Here is a 25,707-nt window from a genome sequence, read left to right as displayed (position 1 = left end):
CCGTCGCCACGGCTGCCTTCTTGTCGCCGCCGGCGGACTTGGCCGAGTCGCCCGCCTTTCCGCTGTCGTCACTGCCGCAAGCGACAGGGCGAGGGCGGCGGCCACTGCCAGGCCGACCGCTGCGGTGCTGCGGCGTCGTATGGACATCACGTGGTCACTTGCCCAGTCGAGGGACTCACAGGGAATGCTTAGGGATGCCTAACCTTAGCTACGCGCTTCATCGGCAGCACAACCACCCCTCACCTTCAGGCGAATCCGGGCATCACCACCCATATGTGTGAAGTGGAGGGTCTCGTGTTGTTCGGCAGGAAGTGCGAACACTAGCTTCGGTTGCCGGAGGTGACGAGTCCGTAACGGGATCCCCTCCTGCAAGGAGGGGGCTTACAGCCGAACTGGCTGAGGGCCCGCCGTTACCAGCACCAGCCATCACCACATGGGAGGTGACCAAGGATGGCTACGTTTCACGTAGGACTGAAGACCCACCCACCTGTGCTTCCTCAGCAGTTGGCTCTGGAATTCGAGTCAGCAGACACCCCCCGGATCGGGGACGAAACGGGGCTCGAACACCGCTTTGCGGCACCCGGCGTGGAACATGTGCGAGGGGAGACGCCTGACAGATCACCTGCCGTCGGGCGCGTCACCCCCAACCCCAGGGTTGGGGAGGAGGGCCGTGAGGCCCACCCGGTCGTATTCATCCTGGACAAGTACGGCCAGCCGTTGCAGCCCACCACACCCGCCAGGGCGCGGAAGCTCCTCAAAAAAGGCCGGGCCGTCATCGCCCGACATGCCCCGTTCGTCATCCGCCTGAAGGACCGTACCGCCTCGGCCTCGGAAGTCGAGGGGGTGGAACTGGGCATCGATCCTGGCTCCAAGCACACCGGCATCGCCGTCTTCTCCACCTGTGGTGGGGATCGCCGTGGTCTGTACGCGGTCGAACTCACCCATCGGGGCGGAAGAATCCGCGACAAACTCACCGCCCGATCCGCCCACCGGCGCGGACGGCGTACCCGCAACCTGCGCTACCGCTCACCCCGCTACAACAACCGCACGAAAGCGCCAGGCCGACTCGCCCCGTCCCTGCGCCACCGCGTCGAGACCACCATGTCGTGGACGAACCGGATATCCCGATGGGCCCTCTGGCGCTCGTTAGATGGCGTATTCCCCACGGTGCACACCGCATCCGGCGGCCGTACCAATTGGAACCGGCAACGCACGGGCCTGCCAAAAACCCACACTCTCGACGCCCTCTGCGTAGGCCGCCTCGACACCATCAGCCGTCACCCGTCCAGAACGCTGACCGTGACGGCAACGGGACGTGGTAGCTACGCCCGCACCCGCACCGACAAGTACGGATTCCCCCGTCTGCGGCTGCCACGGAGGAAGCAGTTCTTCGGCTATCAGACCGGAGACCTCGTCCGCGCCGTCGTCCCCACTGGCAAACACGCGGGCACCCACACCGGCCGGATCGCTGTTCGCACCACTGGCAGATTCAACATCCGCACCACTCATGGACTTGTCCAAGGCATCCGGCACCAATACCTCCGGCTTCTCCAACGAGCCGACGGATACAGCTACACCAGCCGGCGCGAAGGCTCCGCCAATCCCGCCTGACCGTCACGACGGATGCACGGAGCATTCCTGCATTCCGCATTCCCCGCACGGCTTCGCTTCCTCCCCAGCTACAACATGGGGTACCCACGAAAGAAGATGCGATGACTGCCTGTGCCACCGAGGGTGAGACCGCGTCGGCGGCCGGGGCCGCCCAAACGGTGGAGCCCGGGTCCGGCAAGCCGGACGAATCCGGAGAGCCTGACGAGATTGGCGAGTTCGGTGGGCCTGCCGTTGGCGGACCCGATGCCCACGGGGCCGCCGTCGGGGCGAACGCGTTCACGATCACCGCGGACGGTTCGTACGCGGCACGGCTCACGGTCGCCCGGGAGGTGGCCGGAGAAGCATCCGGCGGGGGCACTATGGCCTGGTTCCCCGAGCGCTGGACACTCGACGGGCACGAGCCGTACGCCGTGCCACTCCCCCTCAACCAGCCCGAGGAGCCGGACTCCGACGTGCTGCCGCTCGCCGACGGCCGGGTGTTGATCCGGCGGCGGGTGGCGGACCGGCACGCCTTCTCCTTGCTCTACCCGACCGGCCCCGGCACCGGCGAACTGCCCCTCGGCGCCCTCGAGTGCGCCGACGACACCCCCCTGACCCTGTTGCCGCCGTCGCCGGACGGTGCGAGCGCGTACGCACTGTCGGTCGGTGAACGCTCCACCGCCGTCTGGCTGGTGGCGGGCGGGGCGTTCGGGCCGGAACGGGTGGCCGAGGTGCCGGGACGATGCTCCGGCGGGGTCTGGCTGGACCGGGCGGGGCGGATGCTGGCCCTGGACCGGGAGCCTGTGGGCGGCGGTCCGGTGAAGGCGGTCGCCGTGGATCTCAACCGGGGCGGCGAGGTGTCGCCGCTGCTGCAGATCACGCCGGACAGCAACGACCGTCTGCTGCTCGCCGATGCGGACAGCGGGCTGCTGCTGATCCGTTCCGATGCGCCGGGCCACGACCGGCTCGGCTGGGGGGTGCTCGGCAGCTGTCTGCCGGTGCGCTTCCCGGAGTGTCTGCGTCCGGCGGATGTCGCGGTGACGCCGTTCGCCGTACAGCCCGGGCAGATGCTGATGCCGGAGAGCTGTGCGGTGGCGCTGCGGATCGACGGAGCAGCCGGCAGCTGGGTCGGGGTGTGGCGTCCGGCGGGGCGCCGGCTGCACCAACTCGCCGCCCCGGAAGGATGGTTGGCCGGGTCCGGGTTGTGGACCCGGGACGGCTTCCTCAAGCTCCCGTACGCCGGCCGGGACGCGCCGTGCGGGGTGGCCCTGCTGCAGGCGCCGGAGGACGGGGAACGCGGCGCCGGGCCTGCGTGGACGGCGGTCGCGGAAAGCGGTATGCAACCGTCCGCGGCTGCCACGCCTCTTCCCGCGTGCAAGCCGGTTCCACTGGGCCAGGCGCCTCTCGTGGGGCGCACGACACCTGGTTAAATTCTGGGCCGGGGGCAGGGGGCACCCCTACTAGCCGATGCACGCGGTTGCCGACGGTGACCGTGTCGGGTGGTGGTGGCGCGATGGTCCCGGTGACACACACGTAAGCGATCACAACGGGGGACTTCCCACATGTCTGAAGCCCGAACCGACACGACCCAGACGCGCCCGCCGGGGGCGGACGCCGCACGGGCCGACGCCGGCGGCTCCGGAAAGCACCGAGGGGGTGTGTCGATGGAGAGCACGGGCGGGCAGCCGCACGGTCGCCACCGGCGCCCCGCCGAGGGGGGCAGCAGAGCGGCCTGACCGCAACGGAAATCAACGAGGGACCGAGTGAAGGAAGGGCCTCCGCAGCGCTGTTCGGCTGCGGAGGCCCTTCCTTGTGTGCTGCCGCCCGGGGTCAGCCCCGCTTCAGTCCCAGTACCTCCGCCGCCGCGAACGTCTCGTTCGGCGGACGCTCCGCGTAGTACGGGGAAATCAGTTCGTCCAGCTCGTCGAAGGAGAACGTCTCCTTGGACGAGTCGAACTTCGCAGCCACCCGGGGGCGTTCGACGACCGCGACCATCCCGCCGTGCACCACGAGCAGCTGACCGTTGACCCTGGCGGCCGCCGGGGAGGCCAGATAGCCGACCAGCGGGGAGACATGTTCGGGGGCCAGCGCGTCGAGCCGGCCGTCCGTCGGCTCCTCGAATCCCGCGAAGACGTCCTCCGTCATCCGGGTGCGGGCCCGCGGGCAGATGGCGTTGGCCGTGACGCCGTACTTGGCCAGGGCCAGGGCCGTCGAGGTGGTGAGGCCGACGATGCCGCCCTTCGCCGCCGCATAGTTCGGCTGGCCCGCCGAGCCCGCCAGGAACGCTTCCGACGAGGTATTGATGATCCGGCCGTAGACCGGGCCGCCGGACTCCTTGGAGCGGGCGCGCCAGTGGGCCGCGGCGAAGTGCGTGGTGTTGAAGTGGCCCTTGAGATGCACCCGGATGACGGAGTCCCACTCGTCCTCGGTCATCGAGAAGACCATCCGGTCGCGCAGGATGCCCGCGTTGTTGACCAGGATGTCGAGCCTGCCGTACGTGCCGACGGCCAGCTCCACCAGGGCGCGGGCCTGCTCGTGGTCGGAGACGTCGCCGAGGTGGGCGACGGCCCTGCCGCCCGCCGCGCGGATCTCCTCGGCGACCTCCTCGGCGGGGGTCGCGGATGCCTCACCGGAGCCGTCGCGGCCCGGCTGCCCGTAGTCGTTGACGACGACGGCCGCGCCGAGCCCCGCCAGTTCCAGCGCTTCGGCGCGCCCGAGGCCGCGGCCCGCGCCCGTGACGATCGCGGACAGCCCGTCCAGGGGAAGGGGTTGTGACATCGGAATCTCGGAGTCCTCTCGGAAGCGGCGGCGGTCAGAGTTCGATGCAGGTACGGAGGGACTCGCCGGTCCTCATCTGGCCGAGGGCGTCGTTGATCCCGGCCAGCTGCACCCGGTGGGTGATCATCGATTCGAGGTCGATCCGGCCCGCCCGCCAGAGCGCGATGGCCCGTTCGTAGGAGCGGAGCACGTCCCCTCCCCCATACATCGAGGGCAGGATCCGCTTCTCGTCGAAGAACAGCTCGAACATGTTGACCTGGAAGTTGTCGTCCATCGCGCCCGCGCCGACGATGCAGAGCGTTCCGCCGCGCCGGGTGTTCTCGTACGCCGTGCGGGCCGTCGCCGACTTGCCGACGACCTCGAAGACGTAGTCGAAGCCCTCGCCGCCGGTGATCCGCTGCTTGGCGTCGGCGAGCTCGTCGGGCGAGACCGCCTCGGTCGCGCCGAACCGGAGTGCCGCCTCGCGCCGGGACGTGACCGGGTCGACGGCGACGATCTGAGCGGCGCCCTGGACCCTGGCCCCCTGGATGGTGGAGATACCGACGCCGCCGCAGCCGATCACAGCGACCGACGAACCTGCCTGCACCTGCGCGGTGTTGATCGCGGCACCGAGTCCGGTGGTCACCCCGCAGCCGATCAGCGCGGCGATCTCGAACGGCACGTCGTCGGGGATCGGCACCGCACAGCCCGCGTCGACGACGACCTCCTCGGTGAAGGTGCCGGTCCCGGCGAAGCCGAACACATCGCCGCCCGGGCGCTTGAAGTTGGGTGTGCCCGCGTTCATGAACCCGGCCAGGCAGAGCTGTGTCTGGCCGCGCCGGCAGGCGGGACACGCCCCGCAGGCGGGCAGCCAGCAGACCAGCACCCGGTCCCCCGCGCTCAGTCCGGTCACGCCGTCGCCGATGTCGAGGACCTCACCGGCGCCCTCGTGGCCCGGGATGAAGGGGGCGGGTTGCGGCAGCACGCCGCTCATCGCCGAGACGTCGGAGTGGCACAGCCCGGTGGCCCGGATGCGGAGCTTGACCTTGCCCGGGCCGAAGCCCACCGCCTCGACGTCGTCGAGGACTTCCAGTTTGTCCTGACCTATCTCGTGCAGTACGGCTGCGCGCATGGTGCGGCTCCCCTCAGGTCGTTGCGTGATTCAGAAGTGTTCGACGAGCGTGTCGGCCAGGACCGGTGCGTCGTCCCGCTCGACGGCGGTCACGGCCACCTGGACGCGGCCGTCCCCGGCCCACATCCGGATGCGGAGGGTCTCGCCGGGGAAGACCACCCCGGCGAAACGGGTGCTGTATGCGCCGATCCGGGCCACATCACCGTCGAGCAGCGTGTCGGCCACGGCCTTGAGCGTCATGCCGTAGGTACACAGACCGTGCAGGATCGGCCGGTCGAAACCGGCCAGCTCGGCGAACTCGGGGTCGGCGTGCAGCGGGTTCCAGTCCCCGGAGAGCCGGTAGAGCAGCGCCTGGTCCTTCCGGATGGTCCGCTCGACCACCCGGTCGGGTGCCCGGTCGGGGAGCGCGAGCCGCTCGGACGGGCCGCGCTCGCCGCCGAAGCCGCCCTCGCCGCGGACGAAGATCTGGGCGTCGTTGGTCCACAGCGGGCCGTCGTCGTCGGCGGCCTCGGTGCGCAGGACGAGGACGGCCGCCTTGCCCTTGTCGTACACGGCGGCGACCTTCGATGTCTGTACGGCCCTGCCCTTCACCGGGATCGGCCGGTGCACCCGTACGGTCTGTCCGCCGTGGAGCACGGCGGCAAGGTCGACGTCGATCCCGGGCGAGGACAGTCCGCCGACGACGCCCATGCCGGCGCCTGCGACGGTGGCGAAGCTGGGCAGGACATGGAGCCGGGACTCCAGGGTGTAGCGCAGCTCGTCGGGGTCCGTGGCGGGGCTGTGTCTGTCCGGGTTCGTGGCCGCGCCGAGTCCGAGGTGGTAGAGCTGGATGTCCTTGTGGTCCCAGCGTATCTCTGCGGTCCGGGGGTCGGCGGCGATCGCCTTTGCGGCATCAATGGGCATGGGGGAGCTGCTCCTTGATGGTGGGAAGACCTCGGCACGGCCGTCCGCACCGTCGGCCGCACCGAGGTCGTGCGGGACCGGCCGCCACGCCTGTTCTAGAACGCGTTCTAGCCGGTTGGCCCTATGTATAACGCAGCCCCCAGCAGTTGTGAAGACGGCTGACCTATCGTCAGATGCCGTGCCGGGCAGGCGATCAGGCGCCCGCCGGGGGCCGTTCAGGCGCCCACCCGGGCCGTGACATTTGTCATCGCGGAGTCCGTACAAGCGCCTCTGCCGGGGTGCCGGCCCGGCTCCGTACCGTCAGTGTCATGAAAAAGACAACGGGGAGCGGGCCCGCGGTGGTCTTCACCGGGGCAGTCAAGACCTTCGGCCGGGCGGAGCAGACCGTACGGGCCGTCGACGGGATCGATCTGACCGTCGAGCGCGGCGAGACCGTCGCACTGCTCGGCCGCAACGGCGCGGGCAAGTCCACCGCCATCAGTCTGCTGCTCGGTCTGAACGAGCCGGAATCGGGCGGTGTGCAGCTGCTCGGCTCCACCCCCGAGCAGGCGGTACGGGCCGGCCAGGTCGGCGCCATGCTGCAGGACGGGCGGCCGATCCCCGGGGTCACCGTCCGCGAACTGATCAGGTTCGTCGCCTCCACCTACCCCAGCCCGATGCCGGTCCCCGAATCGCTGGCCCTGGCGGGCGTCTCCGCGTACGCCGACCGGCGCATCGACAAGCTCTCCGGCGGGCAGATCCAGCGCGTCCGGTTCGCCGTCGCACTCGCCGGCAACCCGGAGCTGGTCGTCCTGGACGAGCCGACCGCCGCCCTGGACGTCGAGGGCCGGCGGGCGTTCTGGGACTCCATGCGCGCCTACGCCCGGCGCGGCAACACGGTCCTCTTCTCCACGCACTACCTGGAGGAGGCCGACGAGAACGCCGACCGGATCGTCGTCATCGACCACGGCCGGATCGTCGCGGACGGGAGCGCCGACACGATCAGGGGCTCGGCCGGCAGCAGTCTCGTCTCCTTCGACCTGGCGGGCCGGCCGACCGAGGGCCTGGAGCTGCTGCCCGGCGTCGTCACCGTCGAGGTGTCCGGGGACCGGGCGCTGCTGCACACCGACGATTCGGACGCCACTGTCATGGAGTTGGCCCGCCTCGGCGCGATCCGTGGCCTCCAGGTCTCCCGGGCCACGCTGGAGGACGCGTTCCTCGCCCTCACCGCACCGGCCGCCGCAGCACCCGTAACCGATTCCGAGAGGGAGACCGTGTGATGTTCCGCTACATCGTGCTCGAAGTGCGCAGGACCCTGCGTGACGGCTTCTTCCTGATCTTCGGGACCGGGATGCCGGTAATGATGTATCTGCTCTTCACCAATATCGGCGGGGGCGAGGGCGTCGACGGCTGGAAGACGGCCTCGATGGTCGGCATGGCCGCGTACGGTGCGCTGGGCTCCGCCATGTCGATCGGTACGGGGGTCGCCTCCGACAAGACTCTCGGCTGGCTTCAACAGCTGCGGGTCACCCCGCTCGCCCCTTCCCGGGCGGTCGTGGGCCGGGCGATCGGCGGTTCGGTGACCGTCCTGCCGACGATCGTGACGGTGCTGCTCGCCGGCGGGCTGCTCAACGGGGTGCGGCTGGACGCCTGGCAGTGGATCGCACTGGCGCTGCTGCTGTGGATCGGCGCGCTGCCGTTCACCCTGCTCGGCCTCGGCAACGGCTACCGGCTCACCCCGCAGGGCACTGGGGTCGTCAACGTGGCCTGTCTGATGGGCTTCGCAATCGTCGGCGGACTCTGGTTCCCGCTGGACCTGCTTCCCGAATGGCTGCGTTCCATCGGCAGGTTCACGCCCGCCAACCGGTTCGCCGACCTGGGCTGGGCCACCACCGACGGGCACGCGCCCGGCACCGGCACGATCGCCGTGCTCTGCGCGTGGCTCCTGCTGTTCGGTACGTACGCCGTGATCTCGTACCGTCGGTCCGCGAGGACCATGTGACAGGAGTGGACATGCGCAGGAACCGAACGGGTGCGCGGGGGGGTACGTGGCGGGAACGGCGCGTACGGCGACGCGAGAACCGGCGCCCCTGCCCGCCCGGACCGTACTCGCTGCTGCCCTGGCTGCTGATGGGACTCGGCGCCTTCTCCAACCTCTTCCAGGGGAGGGCCCCGAACCCCTGGATCGGCGGCCTCGGGCTGCTTGTCTTCAACTCCCTCTACATCTCTGTGGTGTTCCGGGGGTTCGACAAGAGGAAGCGCGAGAGCCCCGTGTCGTACGTGCTGCTCGCCGTGATGGCCGTGGTCACGTTCGGGCTGGCAATCGGGTACGGCGGCACCTGGCTGCTGTTCTTCCCCCTGCTCTCGTTGGCCTGCGGCGTCATCCTGCGCCACCGGCAGCTGCTGCTCAGCCTGTTGGGCCTCGCGGCCGTCGCCAGCCTCGTCGCCGTCTGGCGCGGGGACAACGCCTCGGACCCGTGGACCATCGGATACGGCACCTTCATCTCGGGCGCGGTGACGGCCGCGATCCTCACCCTGTCGGAGACCGTGATGGAACTGCGGGCCACCCGGCAGGAACTGGCCCGCACGGCCGTGGAGAAGGAACGGCTCCGCTTCTCCCGCGATCTGCACGATCTGCTGGGACACACGCTCTCGGTGATCGTCGTCAAGTCGGAGGCCGCGCGCCGGCTCGCGCCGCGCGACATGGACGCGGCGCTGGCCCAGGTCGCCGACATCGAGTCCGTCGGCCGGCAGGCCCTCACCGAGATACGGGAAGCGGTCACCGGCTACCGCGAGGGGAGCCTGGCCACCGAACTCGACCGGGCCAGGTCCGCGTTGACCGCCGCCGGGATCGAATCGGTGGTCCGCCGCTCGGGACCGCCGCTCACCCCGCAGGCGGAGGCGCTGCTGGGCTGGGTGGTGCGGGAGACGGTGACCAACGTCGTACGCCACAGCGCCGCGACCGCCTGTTCGTTCCTCGTCGACGGCACGGCCGAACGGGTCCGGCTGACCGTCACCGACGACGGCCGCGGACCGGCGGGCCCGCCGCCCGCGCCCGGCGTCGGCGGCACCGGCCTGAAGGGCCTCACCGAACGTCTCGCCGCGGCGGGGGGCTCGCTCACCGCGGGTCCCGGGACGGGCGGCGGTTTCGTGGTCGGCGCGGAGCTGCCGGTGGACACGGTGGACGCCGCCGGAAGTCCCGCCTCACCCCATACGCTGGGCCGGTGAACGAGATGCCCCGAGACCACCGGCTGCACACCGTCAGGGTTCTGCTCGCCGAGGACCAGGGCATGATGCGCGGCGCGCTCGCCCTGCTGCTCGGGCTCGAACCGGACATCGAGGTCGTGGCCCAGGTCGGCGCCGGGGACGAGATCGTGGACGCCGCGCTGCTGTCCCGTCCCGATGTGGCACTCCTCGACATCGAACTCCCGGGCCGCAGCGGACTGGACGCCGCCGCCGACCTGCGCGAGGAGGTGCCGGACTGCCGGGTGCTGATCCTCACCACCTTCGGGCGTCCCGGCTATCTGCGCCGCGCCATGGAGGCGGGCGCGGCGGGGTTCCTGGTCAAGGACGGCCCGGTCGAGGAGCTCGCGGCGGCCATCCGCCGGGTGCTGACTGGCGAGACCGTCATCGACCCCGTCCTCGCCGCGGCCGCCCTGAGCGCGGGCCCCAGCCCGCTCACGGCGCGGGAACGGGACGCGCTGAACGCGTCGGTGGACGGGGCGACGGTCTCCGACATCGCGGCGAAACTGCATCTTTCCGAGTCGACGGTACGTAACTACCTGTCGTCGGCGATCGGGAAGACAGGGACGCGGAACCGCATGGAGGCGGTGCGGGCGGCGCGGCAGCAGGGCTGGCTGTAGGCGGTGTTCGCCGGAGGGGCGCCGGGCGTGGCCGGCGCCCCCCTGCCCTTGGACCGACCGGCAATTGGGGGGTGGGTGAAGGAGCGGGGCTGGGGTGCGTGCATCGCAAGGCGGAGAATTGAGCCATGGCGAATGGGGCCTCCCCTGCTCGAGCGAAGCCGAGAGCTCGGGGAACATGGTGATGGACGACAACGCCGCGAGGTGCGTGCCCCAGCCCCGTGACGCCGCCCCCCAATTGCCGGCCGGTCTTAATCACCGGACGGGCTCGAGATGCCCGACGGGCTCGACGCGCGGGACGGAGTCGACGGGCTTGACGTGGCCGACGGGCCGGACCTTCCGGAGCGCGACGAGCGGTGGCGCGGCAGCCACAGGGCCATCAGCAGCAGTCCGCCCAGCAGTACCGTGCCGGCTGTCCGGAACGCCAGCGCGAACCCTGCGGTCAGCTCCTCCGCCCCGGTGCCGCCCCCGGTCCGTGCCGCCGCGACCGTGGAGAGCACGGCGAGACCCAGCGCACCGCCCATCGTGCGCGAGGTGTTGACCAGCCCGGAGACCAGACCGGCGTCCCCGGGCGCCGCGCCCGCGGTGGCGAGGGAGGCGAGCGGGGTGGACGCGAACCCCGCACCGGCCATCATCAGGATGCCGGGCCCGCAGATCGACGTGAAGTACGAGCCGTCCACGCCCATCGTGGACTGCCAGCCGAAGCCCGTGGCAGTGATCGCCAGACCGATCAGGACGAGGTTCTTCGCGCCGACCCGTGCCATGATCCGCGGCGCGAACGTCGAGCCGAGCACGACCGCCAACGAGGTGGGCAGCAGGGCCAATCCGGCCTGCGTCGGCGTGTAGTCCAGCACCGACTGTGCGTACACGGTCATGAAGTACCACATCGAGAACGTCGCGGAACCCATCACGATCATCGCCACGTTCGCCGCCGCCACCGCCCGTGTGCCCAGCACCCTGAGCGGCATCAGCGGCACCGCCGTCCGCGCCTCCACCAGGACGAAGAGGCCCAGCAGCGCCACCCCGTCGAGCAGCGGCACCAGGGTGGCCGCAGCCGTCCAGCCCTCCTGCTCGGTCTGCACGATGCCGTACGAGACCGTGGCCAGCCCCACCGTGACGAGCACCGCGCCCAGCAGGTCGATACGGTGCCGCCCGCCCGCCCGGCTCTCAGCGAGCCAGACCGTGGCGCCGATCAGGACGAGCACGCCGAACGGCACATTGATCAGAAGCACCCAGCGCCAGGAGAGGAGGTCGGTGAGCGCCCCGCCGACCAGTCCGCCGGCCGCGCCGCCTCCGGCGCCGACGGCCATCCACGTGCCGATCGCCCTGGTCCTGGCCGGGCCCTCAGGAACCGCGGCGGTGAGAAGCGTGAGGGTCGCGGGAGACAGCACGGCGGCGCCGAGCCCCTGCGCGGCACGGGCGGCGAGCAGCTGCCAGCCCTCCTGGGCGAACCCGCCGGCGAGCGAGGCGGCGGTGAACAGGCCGAGCCCGACCAGGAACATCCGCTTGCGGCCGTATATGTCGGCGGCGCGCCCGCCGAGGAGCATGAACCCGGCGAACGCGATCGCGTACGCGTTGAGGACCCACTGCAACTGACTGGCACTCAGCCCCAGGTCGGACCGCATGGACGGCAGCGCCACATTGACGACGGACACGTCGAGGATGACGAGGAACTGGCCGATGCAGGCGGCGATTACCACCGCCCAGGTGCGGGATTTCTGCCGGATCTGCAGGGGCGTGGGCGTCGTGACGTCAACCATGAGGGTCATACTCGCAGGCGCCCTGCGCCCCGTACATCGGTATACGGCCGGGCACCCGGCTCTGCCTATCGGCGCAGGAGCGTGACGACCGCCGCGCCGCCGAGCCCAATGTTGTGGGCGAGTCCGACCCGGGCACCGGGCACCTGCCGGTCGCCCGCCTCGCCGCGCAGCTGCCAGGTGAGTTCGGCGGCCTGGGCGATGCCGGTGGCGCCGAGCGGGTGGCCCTTGGAGATCAGGCCGCCGGACGGGTTGACCACCCAGCGGCCGCCGTAGGTGGTCGCCCCGGACTCGACGAGCTTGCCGGACTCGCCCTCGCCGCACAGGCCGAGCGCCTCGTAGGTGAGGAGTTCGTTGATGGAGAAGCAGTCGTGCAGCTCGATGACGTCGAGGTCCGCGGCCGAGAGCCCCGAGGTGTCGTACACCTGCCGGGCGGCGGCGCGTGACATGGGCAGTCCGACGGCGTCGATGCAGGTGCCGGAGGCGAAGGACTCTGCGGTGTCGGTCGTCATGGCCTGGGCGGCGATCTCGACCGCCCTGTCCTCCAGCCCGTGGCTCCCGACGAAGCGTTCCGACACGACGACGGCTGCGGCCGCCCCGTCGGAGGTGGGCGAGCACTGGAGTTTGGTCAGCGGGCGGTGGATGGTCCTGGCGGCGAGGATCTCGTCGACCGTGTACGCGTTCTGGAACTGGGCGTACGGGTTGTTCACCGAGTGCCGGTGGTTCTTGGCGCCGACCGCCGCGAGCTGCGCCTCGGTCGTCCCGTACCGCTCCATGTGTTCGCGGGCCGCGTTGCCGAAGATCTGGGCGGTGGGCGGGGACATCTCGAAGCCGTGGGCGGCGGCCATGATCCCGTAGTGCCGGGCGACGGGCGAGGTCCTGAAGTCCGCTCCGCCGTCGGACCCGCTCCCCAGCGACCCGCGCGTCATCTTCTCGAAGCCGAGCGCGAGGACGCAGTCGCTGATGCCGCCCTCGACGAACTGCCGGGCCAGCATCAGCGCGGTGGAGCCGGTGGCGCAGTTGTTGTTGACGTTGTAGACGGGTACGCCGGTCAGTCCGAGCTCGTATGCGGCGAGCTGGCCGGCTGTGGAGGCCTGGAAGCAGTAGCCGACGGGGACCTGCTGCACCTCCTCGTAGGCGACCGAGGCGTCGGCGAGCGCGGCGTTCCCCGCCTCCTTCGCCATGTCCCAGTACTGCCAGTCGCGTGTCTCCGGCTTCTCGAACTTCGTCATCCCGACACCGACGATGTACGCCTTCATGGAGAGGTCACGTCCCTTCAGTCACGCGGGAGGCCGAGAATGCGCTCGGCGACGACATTGAGCTGAACCTGGGTGGTGCCGCCCGCGATGGTCAGACAGCGGGACATCAGAAATCCGTGCAGGGCCCGATCCCCGGGACCTTCTGCGGTCGCGCCCGCCGGTCCGAGCAGTTCCAGGGCGAGTTCGGCGACCTTCTGCTGGTGGGTGGTCCGGACGAGCTTGCGTACCGAGGCTCCGGCGCCCGGCTCCAGTCCGGACACCTGCTGCAGGGTGGTCCGCAGTCCGATGCAGGCGAGCGCGTGCGCCTCGGCGGCGAGGGCGCCGATCCGCGCCCGGTAGGCGCCGTCGAGATCGCCGGAGCGGGCGACGAACGCTTCCAGTCCGGTGTCGAAGGTCATCCGGTCGGCCATGTGGACGCGTTCGTTGCCGAGGGTGTTGCGGGCGACCCGCCAGCCGTCTCCCACGTCGCCGACGACGGCGTCGGCGGGCAGCAGGACGTCGTCGAAGTACACCTCGTTGAAGAGGGAGTCGCCGGTGATCTCCCTCAGCGGGCGGATGTCGATGCCTTCGGTGTTCTTCATGTCGACGAGGAAGTAGCTGAGCCCCTGGTGCTTGGGGGCGTCCGGGTCGGTCCTGGCGAGCAGGATGCCGTGATCGGCCCACTGGGCGGCGCTCGTCCATACCTTCTGGCCGTTGATCCGCCAGCCCTCGGCGGTCCGCTCGGCCTTCGTGCGGAGCGAGGCGAGGTCGGAGCCGGCGCCGGGCTCGGAGAACAACTGACACCAGAGGAGTTCGCCGCGCAGGGTGGGCATGAGGTAGCGGTCCTGCTGGTCCGGTGTCCCGTACGCGAGGAGCGACGGCACCACCCAGGTGGCGATCCCCAGGTCGCTCACCTTCACTCCCTGCTCCTTCAACTCCTGCTGCACGGCGAGCTGGTGGAGGGGTCCGGCGTCCAGACCGTAGGGGGCGGGCAGATGCGGGGCGGCGTAGCCGGTCGGGGCGAGGACGCGGCGGGCGGCCTTCGGGTCGAGCCCCTGGGCGGCGGCGAGGGCCTCTCGCGCCTCGGCGCGATGACGGTCGGCCTCGGCGGGGAGTTCGAGGGCGAGTTCGCGGCGCGCTCCGCCCTCGGCCAGCCGGAGGGCCCGCAGCCGGTGGACGTCCCCCGCCCCCAGCAACTGCCGTGCCACGAGCGCCCGGCGCAGATGGAGGTGGGCGTCGTGCTCCCAGGTGAAGCCGATGCCGCCGAGGACCTGGATGCAGTCCTTGGCGCAGCTGTACGCGGCGTCGAGCGAGGTGCCCGCGGCGAGGGCGGCGACCAGTCCCCGTACCTCCGGGGCTTCGCCCGCCGCGCGGGCGGCGTCCCACACCAGGGCGCGGGCCTGTTCGACGCGGACGAGCATGTCGGCGCAGAGATGCTTGATGCCCTGGAACTGCCCGATGGGACGGCCGAACTGTTCGCGGACCCTGGCGTACGCGACGGCGCTGTCCAGCGCCCGGGAGGCGGTGCCGCACGCCTCGGCGGCGAGGAGGACGGCGGCGAGATCGCGGACGGCCGCGGAGTCGATCCGTAGGGCACGGTCCGCGGGTACGAGTACGCCGTCGGCCCGGACCTCGGCCGTGGGGCGGGTCGGGTCGGCGCCGCGGTGCGGGCGCACGGTGAGCCCCTCGGCGGCGGTGTCGACGGCGAACCAGAGGGTGCCGACGGTCGATTCGGCGGGGAGCAGGAGCAGGTCGGCGTCGGCACCGGAGAGCACGGGTGGAGCCGTGCCGTCGAGGAGGTGACCGTCCTCGCCCTCCACAACGGTGAGGGTGCCGGGGCCGAGGGCGACGGCGCCGATGCGGGTACCGGCGGCGAGGGCGCCCAGCAGGTCGCTCCCGCCCGCGTTGCCCAGCACCGCCGAGGCGAGCGCGTTCGCCAGGTACGGGCCGGGGAGCGCGGCCCGTCCCGCCTCCTCCAGAACCACGGCGAGGTCGAGGAGTGTGCCGCCTGCTCCGCCGTGCTCCTCGGGCAGATGGATGCCGAGCAGCCCCTGCTCGCCGAGACCGTCCCAGTAGCCGGGGCGCACGCCGGGTGCGGAAGGGGCGCTCGCGTCGAGGAGCTTGCGGATCTCGTCCGGGGGTACGGCACGCGCCAGCCATCCCCGTACGGCCTGCGCCAACTCCCGCTGTTCCTGGGTGATTCCGATGCCCATGTACGGATCCTCACCGGTCGCGGCCACTGGAACGGCACAAGATTAGAACACGTTCCAATCTGACGGAAGGTCAGATGGTCGAACGGTTCCGGCCAAGTACCGCGCCATGTCCTGTTGGTACCGCGTTCACCGGAATACCCCGGACCTCCGGAAGCGTTCAGCGTGCACACAGTTGGCGGTCGGTGCTGCCCGCCGCCGGACCCGCACTCCGCCCTCACCCCCTTCCTTCCGCTGCCCGGAGGCCGCACGTATGCCACAGACGACGAACGATCAGCACGCCGAGGAGCAGCAGCTCCCCGATCCGCGGAAGCAACGTGCGGGCGGCGGTGTCGTCCCCGTACTCGCCTTCGCGGGTATCACCGTCGCGGTGATGCAGACCCTGCTCGTCCCCGTCATCAAGGACCTGCCCGCCCTCCTTCACACCGATCCGTCCAACGCCACCTGGGTGATGACCGCGACACTGCTCGCCGGGGCCGTCGCCACGCCGATCATGGGCCGGCTCGGCGACCTCCACGGCAAGCGGAGGATGCTGCTCGCCAGCCTCGCCGTCATGGTGATCGGCTCGCTGGTCTGCGCCTTCACCGATGAACTCGTCGTCATGATCGTGGGGCGGGCGCTCCAGGGCTTCGCGATGGGCGCCATCCCCCTGGGCATCGGCATCATGCGCGACGAGCTGCCGCGCGAGAAGCTCGGCTCGGCGATGGCGCTGATGAGTTCCTCGATCGGCGTGGGCGGCGGACTCGCGTTGCCCGGCGCCGCGCTGGTCGCGCAGCACGCCGACTGGCACACGCTGTTCTTCGGCGCCGCCGGGCTCGGGGTGCTGTCGATGGCCCTGACCATCCTCGTCGTGCCGGAGACCTCGCTGCGCGCGCCCGGCCGGTTCGATCTGCCGGGTGCGCTCGGGCTCTCGCTCGGTCTGGTCTGTCTGCTGCTGCCGATCACCAAGGGCAGCGACTGGGGCTGGACCTCGGGCACCACGCTCGGTCTGATCGCCGCGTCCCTGCTGATCCTGGTGCTGTGGGGGCTCTTCGAGCTGCGCAGCCCCGCGCCGCTGGTCGACCTGCGGACCTCGGCCCGGCGCGAGGTGCTGCTCACCAACCTCGCCTCGGTGATGGTCGGTGTCGCGTTCTACGCGGTCTCGCTCGTCCTACCGCAGCTGCTGCAGCTGCCGACGTCGACGGGGTACGGCCTGGGGCAGTCGATGGTCGTGGCGGGGCTGTGCGTGGCGCCGCTGGGTCTGACGATGATGTTCGTCGCCCCGCTGTACGCCCGGCTGTCCGCCCGCCGCGGGCCCAAGGTGTCGCTGATGCTCGGCCTGCTGGTCATCGCGATCGGTTACGGGGCGGGGCTCGGTCTGATGAGTGCCGCCTGGCAGACCGTGGTGATCGCGGTGGTGCTCGGGGCCGGTATCGGGCTCGCGTACTCCTCGCTGCCCGCGCTGATCATCGGGGCCGTCGATCCGTCCGAGACGGGTGCGGCCAACGGTCTGAACACCCTGATGCGGTCGATCGGTACGTCGGTGTCGAGTGCCGTGATCGGCATGGTGCTCGCCAACACCTCGGTGCGGATGGGACCGGTGTCGGTTCCCTCGATGGAGGGATTCCGGACCTCCTTCGTGATCGCGACGGGTGCGGTGGTGATCGGTCTGGTGCTGGCCGCGTTCCTGCCTTCGCAGCGCGACGCGATGCGGCCGGTGCTGCTGGCGAGCAGCACGGACGAGGCGGTGCCCGTCCGGGAGGCGTCGCATGCCGCCGCCGGTTCGGGCGGGTTCCGCGGCCGGGTGCTGGATGCGGACGGCACGCCGGTGGCCCGCGCCAACGTCACGCTGATCGACCGGACGGGCCGGCAGGCGGGGCTCACCGTCACGGACGAGGCCGGTCGGTTCGCCCTGACCGCCCCGTCCTCCGGCAGCGGCTTCGTGCTGGCCGGGTCCGCCACCGGGTACGCGCCGCGCGCCTGCCCGGCGGCGTACCCGGCGAGCGGACCGCCCGTCGAGATCGACCTCGTGCTGACGGTCAGCGCACCGGAGCGTCGAACCGCGGTGCCGTCATGAGCAGATGGGAGACGTCCGACCCCACCGGGAGTTCCTGCGGCCCCGCCGACACCTCCGACCGGCCCGTACGGCACGATGAGGCGCCGTTTCATTCCCGTACGACCAGGAGGAACCCCGTGGCCGCCGAGCCCGAGCCGGAGATTCTCGCCGCCTTCCAGGCGGCCAAGGGCTTCATGCCGGTGGTCGAGGGGCTCGCCCTCCACGCGGCCGCCACCGACGCCGCCGCGCTCGGTCTGCCACTGCTGGAGGTCGGGACGTACTGCGGGCGGTCCACGATCCTGCTCGCCGACGTCGCCCGGGCGGCCGGTGTGACCGCACTCACCGTCGACCATCACCGGGGCAGCGAGGAGCAGCAGCCCGGCTGGGAGTACCACGACCCGACCGTCGTGGACCCGGAGGTCGGCCGGATGGACACGCTGCCGACCTTCCGCCGCACGCTGCACGCGGCGGGCCTCGAAGACCGCGTCGTGGCGCTCGTCGGGCGGTCCCCGCAGGTCGCGGCCGTCTGGGGCGGGCAGCTCGGCTTCGTCTTCATCGACGGCGGGCACACCGACGAGCATGCGAACGGTGACTACGAGGGCTGGGCGCCGCATGTCGCCGAGGGCGGGCTGCTCGTGATCCACGACGTGTTCCCCGATCCCGCGCACGGTGGTCAGGCGCCGTACCGGGTGTATCTGCGGGCGCTGGAGTCCGGGGCGTTCACCGAGGTGTCGGTCACGGACTCGCTGCGCGTCCTGCGCCGTACCGGAACGGGGATCTGAGCCGCCGGATAGCATCGCGACGTGCCGTACGACACCAGCGTTTCCCCCACCCCGCGCCCAGCGCGGCGCCGCCGGACCCTGCTCGCCGCTGCCGCGCTGGGCTGCGTGTGCCTGATCGCGGGCTGCGGCGGTGGCAGCGGTGGCGGAGCGGCAGCAGAGCCGCGCGAGGGCGGCGGTGGCACATCGTCCCCGCCGTCCCGGTCGCCTTCGCCTTCGCCCGCGAAGAGCAGTCCGGCGGCGAGGACGGCCTCGGTGCCGCCCTCCCCGTCGAAGTCCGCGAGCCGCACGGTGTCCGGGCCGCTGTCGGGGAAGACGGTCGTGATCGACCCCGGGCACAACCCGCGCAACCACGAGCACACCCGCGAGATCGGCCGCCAGGTGGACATCGGCACCGCGCACAAGGAGTGCGACACCACCGGTACGTCCACCGACTCGGGTTACGCCGAGGCCGAGTTCACCCTCGACGTGTCGCACCGGCTGCGGGCGCTCCTGCAGGCGCAGGGCGCCGAGGTGGTCCTCACGTACGACAACGACCGCCCGTACGGGCCGTGTGTCGACGAGCGCGCCCGGATCGGCAACAACGCCGGGGCCGATGCGGTCGTGTCGGTGCACGCGGACGGTTCCGCGGTCGGCAACCGCGGCTTCCATGTGATCCTTCCCGCACTCGTGCGCGGCGGGGCGGCGGACACCTCGAAAATCGTCGAACCGTCGCGCGATCTCGGCACCCGGATCGCCGGTCTCTTCGTCCGTGCTACCGGAAGTGCGCCTTCCAATTACGTGGGCGGCAATACGGGGTTGGACACCCGCAAGGATCTGGGCGGACTCAATTTGTCCACGGTGCCCAAGGTGTTCATCGAGTGCGGCAATATGCGTGATCCGAAGGATGCCGCCCTGCTCACCAGCGCGGGCTGGCGCCAGAAGGCCGCACAGGGCATTGCGGATGGCATCAGTTCCTACCTGCGCGGGTAAGCACCCTGGTTATGCGGTGGTTGTGCGGTGGTTATGCAGGGTTATTCGGGGGGATGACCGTCCAAGGCCCGGGCCAGGACACAACCCGCCCGGGCAGACGATAGATTCATCCGTACGATGCGGAGCCGCCCCGAGCTTCGCGCCGTGCCCGCCGCACCGGCGGCAGCGACGACCGCCCCGACGAGACGACCGACTAAGGACCTTCACGTGAATATCCGCTCGCTCACTAGAGGCGATGGCGTGGTGATCGGAGCAGCGGTGGTGCTGTTCATCGCCTCTTTCCTCGATTTCTTCTCCTACAACGGCCTCACCGTCGCTGCGCCGAACGCCTGGGACTCGCTGGGCAATGCGATCGGCGTCTACCTGGTCGGGGTGATCGGTGCGGCACTGATCGTGCTCTCCCATTCGCAGCCCCAGCCCCGCAAGGTCGTCGGCCTGGAACTCGGCCAGTTCGGTGTCGCGGCCACGGTCTTCACCGCGTGGAACATCTTCTGGACGATCATCGACCTCGGCCAGGTCGACGCCGGTGCCGGTCTCGTCCTCGGTCTGATCGCCTCGCTCGTGCTGGCCGGCGGCGCGGTCGCCACCCCGCTGGTTCCCGCGCTGAAGGCACCCCTGATGGGCGCCCCGCGCCCGCAGGCCGTGCAGACGCCGTACGGCGGCCAGCCGCAGCCCGGCCAGGGGTACGGCTACCCGGGTGCCCAGCAGCAGCCGTACGGTGCGCAGCCGGGTCAGCCCCAGCCGTACGGTGCCCAGCCGCAGCCCGGTCAGCCCGACCCCGCCCAGGCGCAGGCGCAGCAGGCCCCGCAGGGCGGCGCCGCGCCGGCCGGTGACTTCACGCCGTTCTGGTTCGCCGTGCCGGTGGCCCGTCCGCTGTACGGCGAGGACGGTTCGCCGAGCCCGATCGCCGAACTGGCGCCGGGCACCTGGTACCTCGCGGTCGAGCAGCGCGGTCCGGGCCTCATCGCCCAGACCCAGGACGGCCGTCGTGGTGTTCTGCAGGACACCACGGGCATCCAGCGCGGCTGACAGCACTCCCGCTCCGCGGCCCCTCGCCCCTTCCGGGCGGGGGGCCGCTGCCGTACTCTCCGTCCGTACAAAGCGATCTGATGTTTCGTCAGTTCGATATGGCTGGAGGGACCGGTATGCGGCTCGGACTCGCTCTCGGCTACTGGGGCCGCGGCCCGAACCCCGCCCACCTGAACCTCGCCCGCGAGGCGGAACGGCTGGGCTACGACTCGGTGTGGACGGCGGAGGCCTGGGGCTCCGATGCCTTCACCCCGCTGACCTGGATCGCGGCGCACACCTCCCGCATCCGGCTGGGCACCGGCATCGCGCAGATGGCGGCACGCACCCCGACCGCGACGGCCATGCACGCACTGACCCTCGACCATCTCTCCGGCGGCCGCATGATGCTCGGGCTCGGGCTGTCAGGGCCCCAGGTGGTGGAGGGCTGGTACGGGCGCCCGTTCCCGAAGAGCCCGCTGACCGCCACCCGCGAGTACGTCGAGGTCATCCGGCAAGTGCTGAGGCGCGAGGCCCCTGTTGAGCTGGACGGGCGGTTCCACTCGCATCCGTACACCGGTCCGGACGCGACCGGGCTCGGCAAACCGCTGAAGCCGATCACCCATCCGCTGCGGGCCGGGATGCCCGTACTGCTGGGCGCCGAAGGCCCGAAGAACATCGCGCAGACGACCCGGATCGCGGACGGCTGGCTGCCGTTGTACTGGTCGCCGCTGCGGACCGATGTGTACGAGGCGTCGCTGACCGAGCTCCCCGACGGCTTCATGATCGCGCCGATGGCCCGCGCGCACGTCTGTGACGATGTCGCGGAAGGCCTGCTGCCGGTGAAGGCGATGCTCGGCTTCTACATCGGCGGGATGGGACACGCCGCCCGTAACTTCCACGCCGATCTGATGGCACGGATGGGCTTCGAGGAGGAGGCGCGGCGGATCCAGCAGCTGTTCCTGCAAGGCCGCAAGGAGGAGGCGGTGCTGGCCGTGCCGGACGCGTTCGCCGATGAGATCTCGCTCGTCGGCCCGCGTGAACGGATCGCGGAACGGCTGGAGTTGTGGCGGAAGGGCCCGGTCACCGACCTGCTGGTCACGGCACCGGACCCGCACACCCTGCGCGTACTGGCAGACCTCAACAGCGCCTGAGCGCCCGCCTCAGCAAAGCGTCGCCCGCTCCAGCCAGAAGTCCAGCAACTCCCGGTCACCGAGCACCTCGGGCCGCCCGCTGTCCGCGCCCAGCCGCCGGTTGATCAGCAGCATCGGGTCCATCAGCGGCGCGCGCACCTCATGCGGCCGCCTCGCAGCCCGCATCCGGTTATCCGCCGAGCTGGGACGTGGACGGCACCTTGTCCTTCACCTCGGCGCCCGCGCTCTTGCCCGCGTCCTTGATGCCGTTGATGACGTTCTCGAAGGCACTGACGTCCCCCGCGCCCGCCTCGCCCGTGCGGAGCTTGTTCCCGAGCCCCTTGAGCGACTCGATGCCCGCCGTCAGTGGCGCGACCGCCTTCGACAGCAGCGGATCGCCCTTGGCGTTCTCCGCCGCCGCCTTGAGCCGGTTGTACGCGAACCCGCCCGCGAGCCCCGCCTTGACCAGTGCGGACTTCCGCCCGTCGGCGCCCTTCTTGAACTTGCCCGCACGGTACGGCTTCACGATCCACTGATACGTGGCACCCGCTGCGAGCCCCGCGTTGGCGACGAACCGCGTCTTCGCGAGCTTCTGCTTCTCCGGCGACGCCGTACCGCTCGGAGACGGAGAGGAGCTCGAACTGCTGCCGGAGCCGCCGCCGCACGCGGTGGCGCCCACCAGCACCGTGCAGGACAGCAGCAACGCCACGAACAGACGGCGGAGCGGTACGGAACTGGGCACAGCGGGCCTCCCTGGACGGGCACACGGCGAGTTCTGCGGTGAGTGACGCGGATCCGGCACCCCCGGCCAGGTTCATCCCGGCCCGGGTGCCGCGCCACTCAGGAGGCGCCGTCCGGGTTTCGGGCTACGGAAAGCGGCAACCCGGTGCTCATGTCTCCTGGAAAGGCACGAGAAGCAGCACCGCCCCCGACGAGGACGCGCTCAGTGGTCCGAGCGGACCATCAGGTGCGCGAAGCCTCGCCGCAGCAGTCCGGCTCCAGCCCCTTCGGCAGCCGTTCGCCGCTGAAGACCGCTGTGGTCGCCTCGTCGCCCCCCAGAGCGGCCACCGCGAGCAGCAGCGAGCCGGCGGTCCAGGTGGTGTGCTCCTCCGGCCAGAACGCCCGGTTGCCCGCGAAGACGTAACCGGTCCAGTACATGCCGCCCTCGGCGCGCAGGTGCTGGATGGACTGGAGAATCTCCAGCGCCCGGTCGGACTCGCCCATCACCCAGAGCGTCAGGGCGAGTTCGCAGCTCTCCCCTCCCGTCACCCAGGGGTTGGGCAGCACACAGCGCACCCCGAGGCCGGGGACGACGAAGCGGTCCCAGGCTGCCTCGATCCGTTCCTTGGCGGCTGTTCCGGTGAGCGCGCCGCCGAGGACCGGGTAGTACCAGTCCATCGAGTAGTGACTCTTGTCGAGGAAGCGCTCGGGGTGGTTGCGGATCGCGTGCGCGAGCGCACCGGTCGCCAACTCCCAGTCGGGCTGCGGCTCTTCGCGCTGTTCGGCAATGGCGAGTGCACAGCGCAACGCCTGGTGGATGGAGGAGCAGCCGGTCAGCAGGGCGTCGTCGACCGGGGTGCCGTCGGGTTCGCGCTTCCAGCCGATCTGCCCGCCGGGCTGCTGGAGCCGCAGGACGAATTCGACGGCCGCGCAGACGGTCGGCCACATCCGGTCGATGAACGCGTCGTCGCCGGTGGCGAGGTAGTGGTGCCAGACGCCGACCGCCACGTACGCGCAGAAGTTGGACTCCAGGCCCCGGTCGGTCGGCCGGTCCGGGTCGCCGTCGTGGTAGGCGGCGTACCAGGAGCCGTCCTCGTTCTGGTGCCGGGCCAGCCAGTCGTAGGCGCGTTCCGCCGCGGCGTGCTCACCCGCGGCGTCGAGGGCCATGGCGGCCTCGGTGTGGTCCCACGGGTCGAGGTGGTGACCGCGGAACCAGGGCAGCGCGCCGTCCTCGCACTGCACGGCGAGCAGCGCGGCGACGGTCTCGGTGGCCTGCTCGGCGGTGAGCACCCCGGGCAGTACGAGGTGTTCGGTCTGCTCGGGAGTGGTCACGCCTCGGCCTTCGAAAGGTCGTCCGCGACGGCGGCCCTGGGCAGGTGCGGCTTGGTGGCGTAGGCGACGAAGCTCTTGCCGACGACCGGGTTGAGCAGTTGCTCGGCGACCCGGGTGGCGGCCGGCTTCTTCATGATGTCCCAGACCAGCAGCTTGTGGTACGCGCGGACCGGGAGCGCTGCGTCCTTGCCGTCGCGGCCGACTCCGAACGCGCACTTGAGCCACCAGTACGGCGAGTGCAGGGCGTGGGCGTGGTGGGTGCCGTACGGCTTGAGACCGGCGCCTCGGATCTTGCCCAGGAGTTCATCGGCCTTGTAGATGCGGATGTGGCCGCCCTCGACCTCGTGGTACGCGTCGGAGAGCGTCCAGCAGATCTTCTCGGGGCCGTACCGCGGCACGGTGATGGCAATCCGGCCGCCGGGCTTGAGGACCCGGACCATCTCGGCGAGCACGCCCTTGTCGTCGGGGATGTGCTCCATCACCTCGGAGATGATGACGACGTCGAAGGACTCGTCGGGGAACGGCAGGTTGAGCGCGTCGCCCTCCATCGCGGTGGCGGTGGCACCCTCGGGGGCCTCGCCGGCCTCCTTCATCGCCGCGAACCACTTCGCGACCTCGCGGATCTCCTCGCCGTTCCGGTCGAGTGCCACCACCTGGGCGCCGCGCCGGTAGCACTCGAAGGCGTGGCGTCCGGCGCCGCAGCCCAGATCGAGCACTCGGTCGCCTGCGGCGAGCGGGAAGCGGGTGAAGTCCACGGTCAGCACGAATGCCTGCTTTCGCGGTCGGGGGTCGAGGGGGGTCAGGGAGCCGGGGCGGCGAGGACGGGCGTCGGGGTCACCGACGGCCGCCGGCGTGCGTGGTGGCGGCGCGGGCGGCAATCGCCTGCCGGTAGAGCTCCGCGGTGCCGATGGCCGCCTGCTTCCAGGTGAACCGGGACAGCACTCGTTCGCGGCCCGCGGCGCCGAGCCGGGCCCGCAGTTCCGGGTCGCCCAGCAGCCGGGCGAGTGCGGCGGCCAGCGCCCCGGCGTCGGCGGGCGGCACGGCCAGGCAGGTCTCGCCGTCCGGGCCGGCCACCTCGGGGATCGCACCGCCGGTGGTGGCGACGAGCGGGGTGCCGGTGGCCATGGCCTCGGCGGCGGGCAGCGAGAACCCCTCGTACAACGACGGGACACAGGCGATCTCGGCGCTCCGCACCAGGTCGACGAGTTCGGTGTCGCTGATGCCCTTGACGAACTCGACGGCTCCCTGGAGTCCGTACCGCTCGATGGCCTGCGCGACCGGTCCGTCCTCGGCCCGCTTGCCGACGACCACGAGGTGCGCCTGCGGGTTCTCGGTACGGAGCTTGGCGAGCGCCTCGACGAGGTGGACGAGGCCCTTCAGCGGGACGTCGGCACTGGAGGTGGTGACGATCCGGCCCGGCACCTCGGCGGTCTTCGGGTCGGGCGACCACAGGTCGGTGTCCGCACCGATGTGCACGACATGGATCCGGTCCTGCCGCACCCCGAGGTGGTCGACGATCTCCAGCTTGGAGGAGCCGGAGACGGTGAGGACCGACGGCAGCCGGCGCGCGACCCGCTTCTGCATGCGGGTGAAGGCGTACCAGCGGCGCACGGAGGCGCGGCGGCGACGGCTGCCGGCGGCGTCCAGTTCCAGCTGCCGGTCGACGGTGATGGGGTGGTGGATGGTGGTGACGAGCGGAGCGCCGAGATCCGCCAACAGCCCGTACCCGAGGGTCTGGTTGTCGTGAATGACGTCGAACTCGCCGCGGCGGGCGGCGAGATGGCGGCGGGCGCGGAGGCTGAAGGTGAGCGGTTCCGGGAAACCGCCGGTCCACATGGTGGCGACCTCGGCGGCGTCGATCCAGTCCCGGTACTCCCCGCGCGCGGGGGTGCGGAACGGGTCGGGCTGGCGATAGAGGTCCAGGCTCGGCAACTCGGTGAGCGGGACGCCCTCGTCGAGTACGGGATAGGGCTGGGCGCCGATCACTTCGACGCTGTGGCCGAGGCGGGCGAGCTCGCGGCCGAGGTGGCGTACGTAGACACCTTGACCGCCGCAGAACGGGTTGCCCTTGTAGGTGAGAAGTGCGATGCGCAGGGGTCGCCCGTCGGTGCTGCCCGACACGTGGCCGCCCGCGCGGGGGCCCGCTTCAATGGCCTCAGCGGTCACACTCGGCCCCCTTCTCACTGCGTGTTCGCCGGAGCGTAACCGCTCACGCTAATCTAGAACAAGTTTCAGACTGGATCGTTCAATGAGCTACGAATCTACCGGCAGGTAGCGTCGACGCAACGGCCGGATCAGGTGATTC

At 71.0% G+C, this 25,707-nt stretch carries 21 protein-coding genes; 11 read left to right on the top strand and 10 right to left on the bottom strand.

Annotated features, from left to right (window positions below):
• The first annotated feature begins 450 nt into the window (after positions 1–450).
• Both iscB and OH809_RS29980 read left to right on the top strand, forming a co-directional pair.
• Positions 451–1,611 (top strand): RNA-guided endonuclease IscB, encoded by a 1,161-nt coding sequence (gene iscB, locus OH809_RS29985; protein ID WP_406515901.1) that lies wholly within the window; start codon positions 451–453, stop codon positions 1,609–1,611.
• 101 nt (positions 1,612–1,712) lie between these two features.
• A complete protein-coding gene (locus tag OH809_RS29980) occupies positions 1,713–3,020 on the top strand; it encodes a hypothetical protein (protein WP_406515900.1) in 1,308 nt (435 codons plus the stop codon).
• 400 nt (positions 3,021–3,420) lie between these two features.
• Here the strand turns inward: OH809_RS29980 and OH809_RS29975 are convergent, their stop codons facing one another.
• Genes OH809_RS29975 through OH809_RS29965 form a run of 3 tightly spaced genes read right to left on the bottom strand, consistent with a single transcriptional unit; the run spans position 3,421 to position 6,382 of the window.
• Positions 3,421–4,368 (bottom strand): 3-oxoacyl-ACP reductase, encoded by a 948-nt coding sequence (locus tag OH809_RS29975; protein WP_406515899.1) that lies wholly within the window; start codon positions 4,366–4,368, stop codon positions 3,421–3,423.
• A 34-nt stretch (positions 4,369–4,402) separates the two neighbouring features.
• A complete protein-coding gene (locus tag OH809_RS29970; RefSeq protein WP_406418982.1) occupies positions 4,403–5,479 on the bottom strand; it encodes a Zn-dependent alcohol dehydrogenase in 1,077 nt (358 codons plus the stop codon).
• Between the two features lie 30 nt (positions 5,480–5,509).
• A complete protein-coding gene (locus OH809_RS29965) occupies positions 5,510–6,382 on the bottom strand; it encodes a MaoC/PaaZ C-terminal domain-containing protein (RefSeq protein WP_406418984.1) in 873 nt (290 codons plus the stop codon).
• A gap of 308 nt (positions 6,383–6,690) precedes the next feature.
• On the opposite strand from OH809_RS29965, the gene OH809_RS29960 reads away from it, so the two are divergent.
• Genes OH809_RS29960 through OH809_RS29945 form a run of 4 tightly spaced genes read left to right on the top strand, consistent with a single transcriptional unit; the run spans position 6,691 to position 10,224 of the window.
• A complete protein-coding gene (locus tag OH809_RS29960; protein ID WP_406515898.1) occupies positions 6,691–7,641 on the top strand; it encodes an ABC transporter ATP-binding protein in 951 nt (316 codons plus the stop codon).
• On the top strand, positions 7,641–8,363 hold the full coding sequence (locus OH809_RS29955; protein WP_406515897.1) for an ABC transporter permease: 723 nt from the start codon (positions 7,641–7,643) through the stop codon (positions 8,361–8,363). Before OH809_RS29960 ends, OH809_RS29955 begins: the two co-directional genes overlap by 1 nt.
• An 11-nt stretch (positions 8,364–8,374) precedes the next feature.
• Positions 8,375–9,589 (top strand): sensor histidine kinase, encoded by a 1,215-nt coding sequence (locus tag OH809_RS29950; RefSeq protein WP_406515896.1) that lies wholly within the window; start codon positions 8,375–8,377, stop codon positions 9,587–9,589.
• A 5-nt stretch (positions 9,590–9,594) separates the two neighbouring features.
• Entirely contained in the window at positions 9,595–10,224 is a 630-nt protein-coding gene (locus OH809_RS29945; protein ID WP_406516297.1) for a response regulator, read from the top strand.
• Positions 10,225–10,472: 248 nt separating this feature from the next.
• Here the strand turns inward: OH809_RS29945 and OH809_RS29940 are convergent, their stop codons facing one another.
• The 3 genes from OH809_RS29940 to OH809_RS29930 are packed head-to-tail and all read right to left on the bottom strand — an operon-like array spanning position 10,473 to position 15,429.
• Complete coding sequence (locus OH809_RS29940; RefSeq protein WP_406515895.1) at positions 10,473–11,990, bottom strand: MFS transporter; 1,518 nt, start codon at positions 11,988–11,990, stop codon at positions 10,473–10,475.
• 56 nt (positions 11,991–12,046) lie between these two features.
• A complete protein-coding gene (locus OH809_RS29935) occupies positions 12,047–13,237 on the bottom strand; it encodes a lipid-transfer protein (protein WP_406515894.1) in 1,191 nt (396 codons plus the stop codon).
• Between the two features lie 17 nt (positions 13,238–13,254).
• Positions 13,255–15,429 (bottom strand): acyl-CoA dehydrogenase, encoded by a 2,175-nt coding sequence (locus tag OH809_RS29930; protein ID WP_406515893.1) that lies wholly within the window; start codon positions 15,427–15,429, stop codon positions 13,255–13,257.
• Between the two features lie 250 nt (positions 15,430–15,679).
• Here OH809_RS29930 and OH809_RS29925 point away from each other — a divergent pair, with 250 nt between their 5' ends.
• The 5 genes from OH809_RS29925 to OH809_RS29905 all read left to right on the top strand — a co-directional run bounded on the left by OH809_RS29925 (position 15,680) and on the right by OH809_RS29905 (position 21,371).
• Positions 15,680–17,482, top strand: a complete 1,803-nt coding sequence (locus OH809_RS29925) for an MFS transporter (RefSeq protein WP_406515892.1) — start codon at positions 15,680–15,682, stop codon at positions 17,480–17,482.
• A gap of 173 nt (positions 17,483–17,655) precedes the next feature.
• The gene (locus OH809_RS29920) at positions 17,656–18,243 is read left to right on the top strand and encodes a class I SAM-dependent methyltransferase (protein WP_406516296.1); all 588 of its coding nucleotides are present in this window, start codon (positions 17,656–17,658) and stop codon (positions 18,241–18,243) included.
• Positions 18,244–18,264: 21 nt separating this feature from the next.
• The gene (locus OH809_RS29915) at positions 18,265–19,212 is read left to right on the top strand and encodes an N-acetylmuramoyl-L-alanine amidase (protein ID WP_406419000.1); all 948 of its coding nucleotides are present in this window, start codon (positions 18,265–18,267) and stop codon (positions 19,210–19,212) included.
• A gap of 240 nt (positions 19,213–19,452) precedes the next feature.
• Positions 19,453–20,241 carry a hypothetical protein gene (locus tag OH809_RS29910; RefSeq protein ID WP_406424906.1) on the top strand — a complete coding sequence of 263 codons (789 nt, stop codon included), beginning with the start codon at positions 19,453–19,455 and terminating at the stop codon, positions 20,239–20,241.
• A 116-nt stretch (positions 20,242–20,357) separates the two neighbouring features.
• Positions 20,358–21,371: an LLM class F420-dependent oxidoreductase gene (locus OH809_RS29905; RefSeq protein ID WP_406515891.1), complete on the top strand. Its 1,014-nt coding sequence runs from the start codon at positions 20,358–20,360 to the stop codon at positions 21,369–21,371.
• Between the two features lie 169 nt (positions 21,372–21,540).
• On the opposite strand, the gene OH809_RS29900 is transcribed toward OH809_RS29905, so the two are convergent.
• The 4 genes from OH809_RS29900 to OH809_RS29885 all read right to left on the bottom strand — a co-directional run bounded on the left by OH809_RS29900 (position 21,541) and on the right by OH809_RS29885 (position 25,568).
• Positions 21,541–22,092, bottom strand: coding sequence for a hypothetical protein (locus OH809_RS29900; RefSeq protein ID WP_406419004.1), 552 nt, complete (start codon positions 22,090–22,092; stop codon positions 21,541–21,543).
• 221 nt (positions 22,093–22,313) lie between these two features.
• Positions 22,314–23,402: a prenyltransferase gene (locus OH809_RS29895; protein ID WP_406515890.1), complete on the bottom strand. Its 1,089-nt coding sequence runs from the start codon at positions 23,400–23,402 to the stop codon at positions 22,314–22,316.
• On the bottom strand, positions 23,399–24,166 hold the full coding sequence (locus OH809_RS29890) for a class I SAM-dependent methyltransferase (RefSeq protein WP_406515889.1): 768 nt from the start codon (positions 24,164–24,166) through the stop codon (positions 23,399–23,401). Before OH809_RS29890 ends, OH809_RS29895 begins: the two co-directional genes overlap by 4 nt.
• Before the next feature lie 70 nt (positions 24,167–24,236).
• Entirely contained in the window at positions 24,237–25,568 is a 1,332-nt protein-coding gene (locus OH809_RS29885) for a glycosyltransferase family 4 protein (RefSeq protein ID WP_406515888.1), read from the bottom strand.
• Between the last annotated feature and the right edge of the window lie 139 nt (positions 25,569–25,707).

The organism is Streptomyces sp. NBC_00873 (assembly GCF_045207415.1).
Taxonomy (GTDB): domain Bacteria; phylum Actinomycetota; class Actinomycetes; order Streptomycetales; family Streptomycetaceae; genus Streptomyces.
This window is presented reverse-complemented; position numbering and strand designations above follow the sequence as displayed.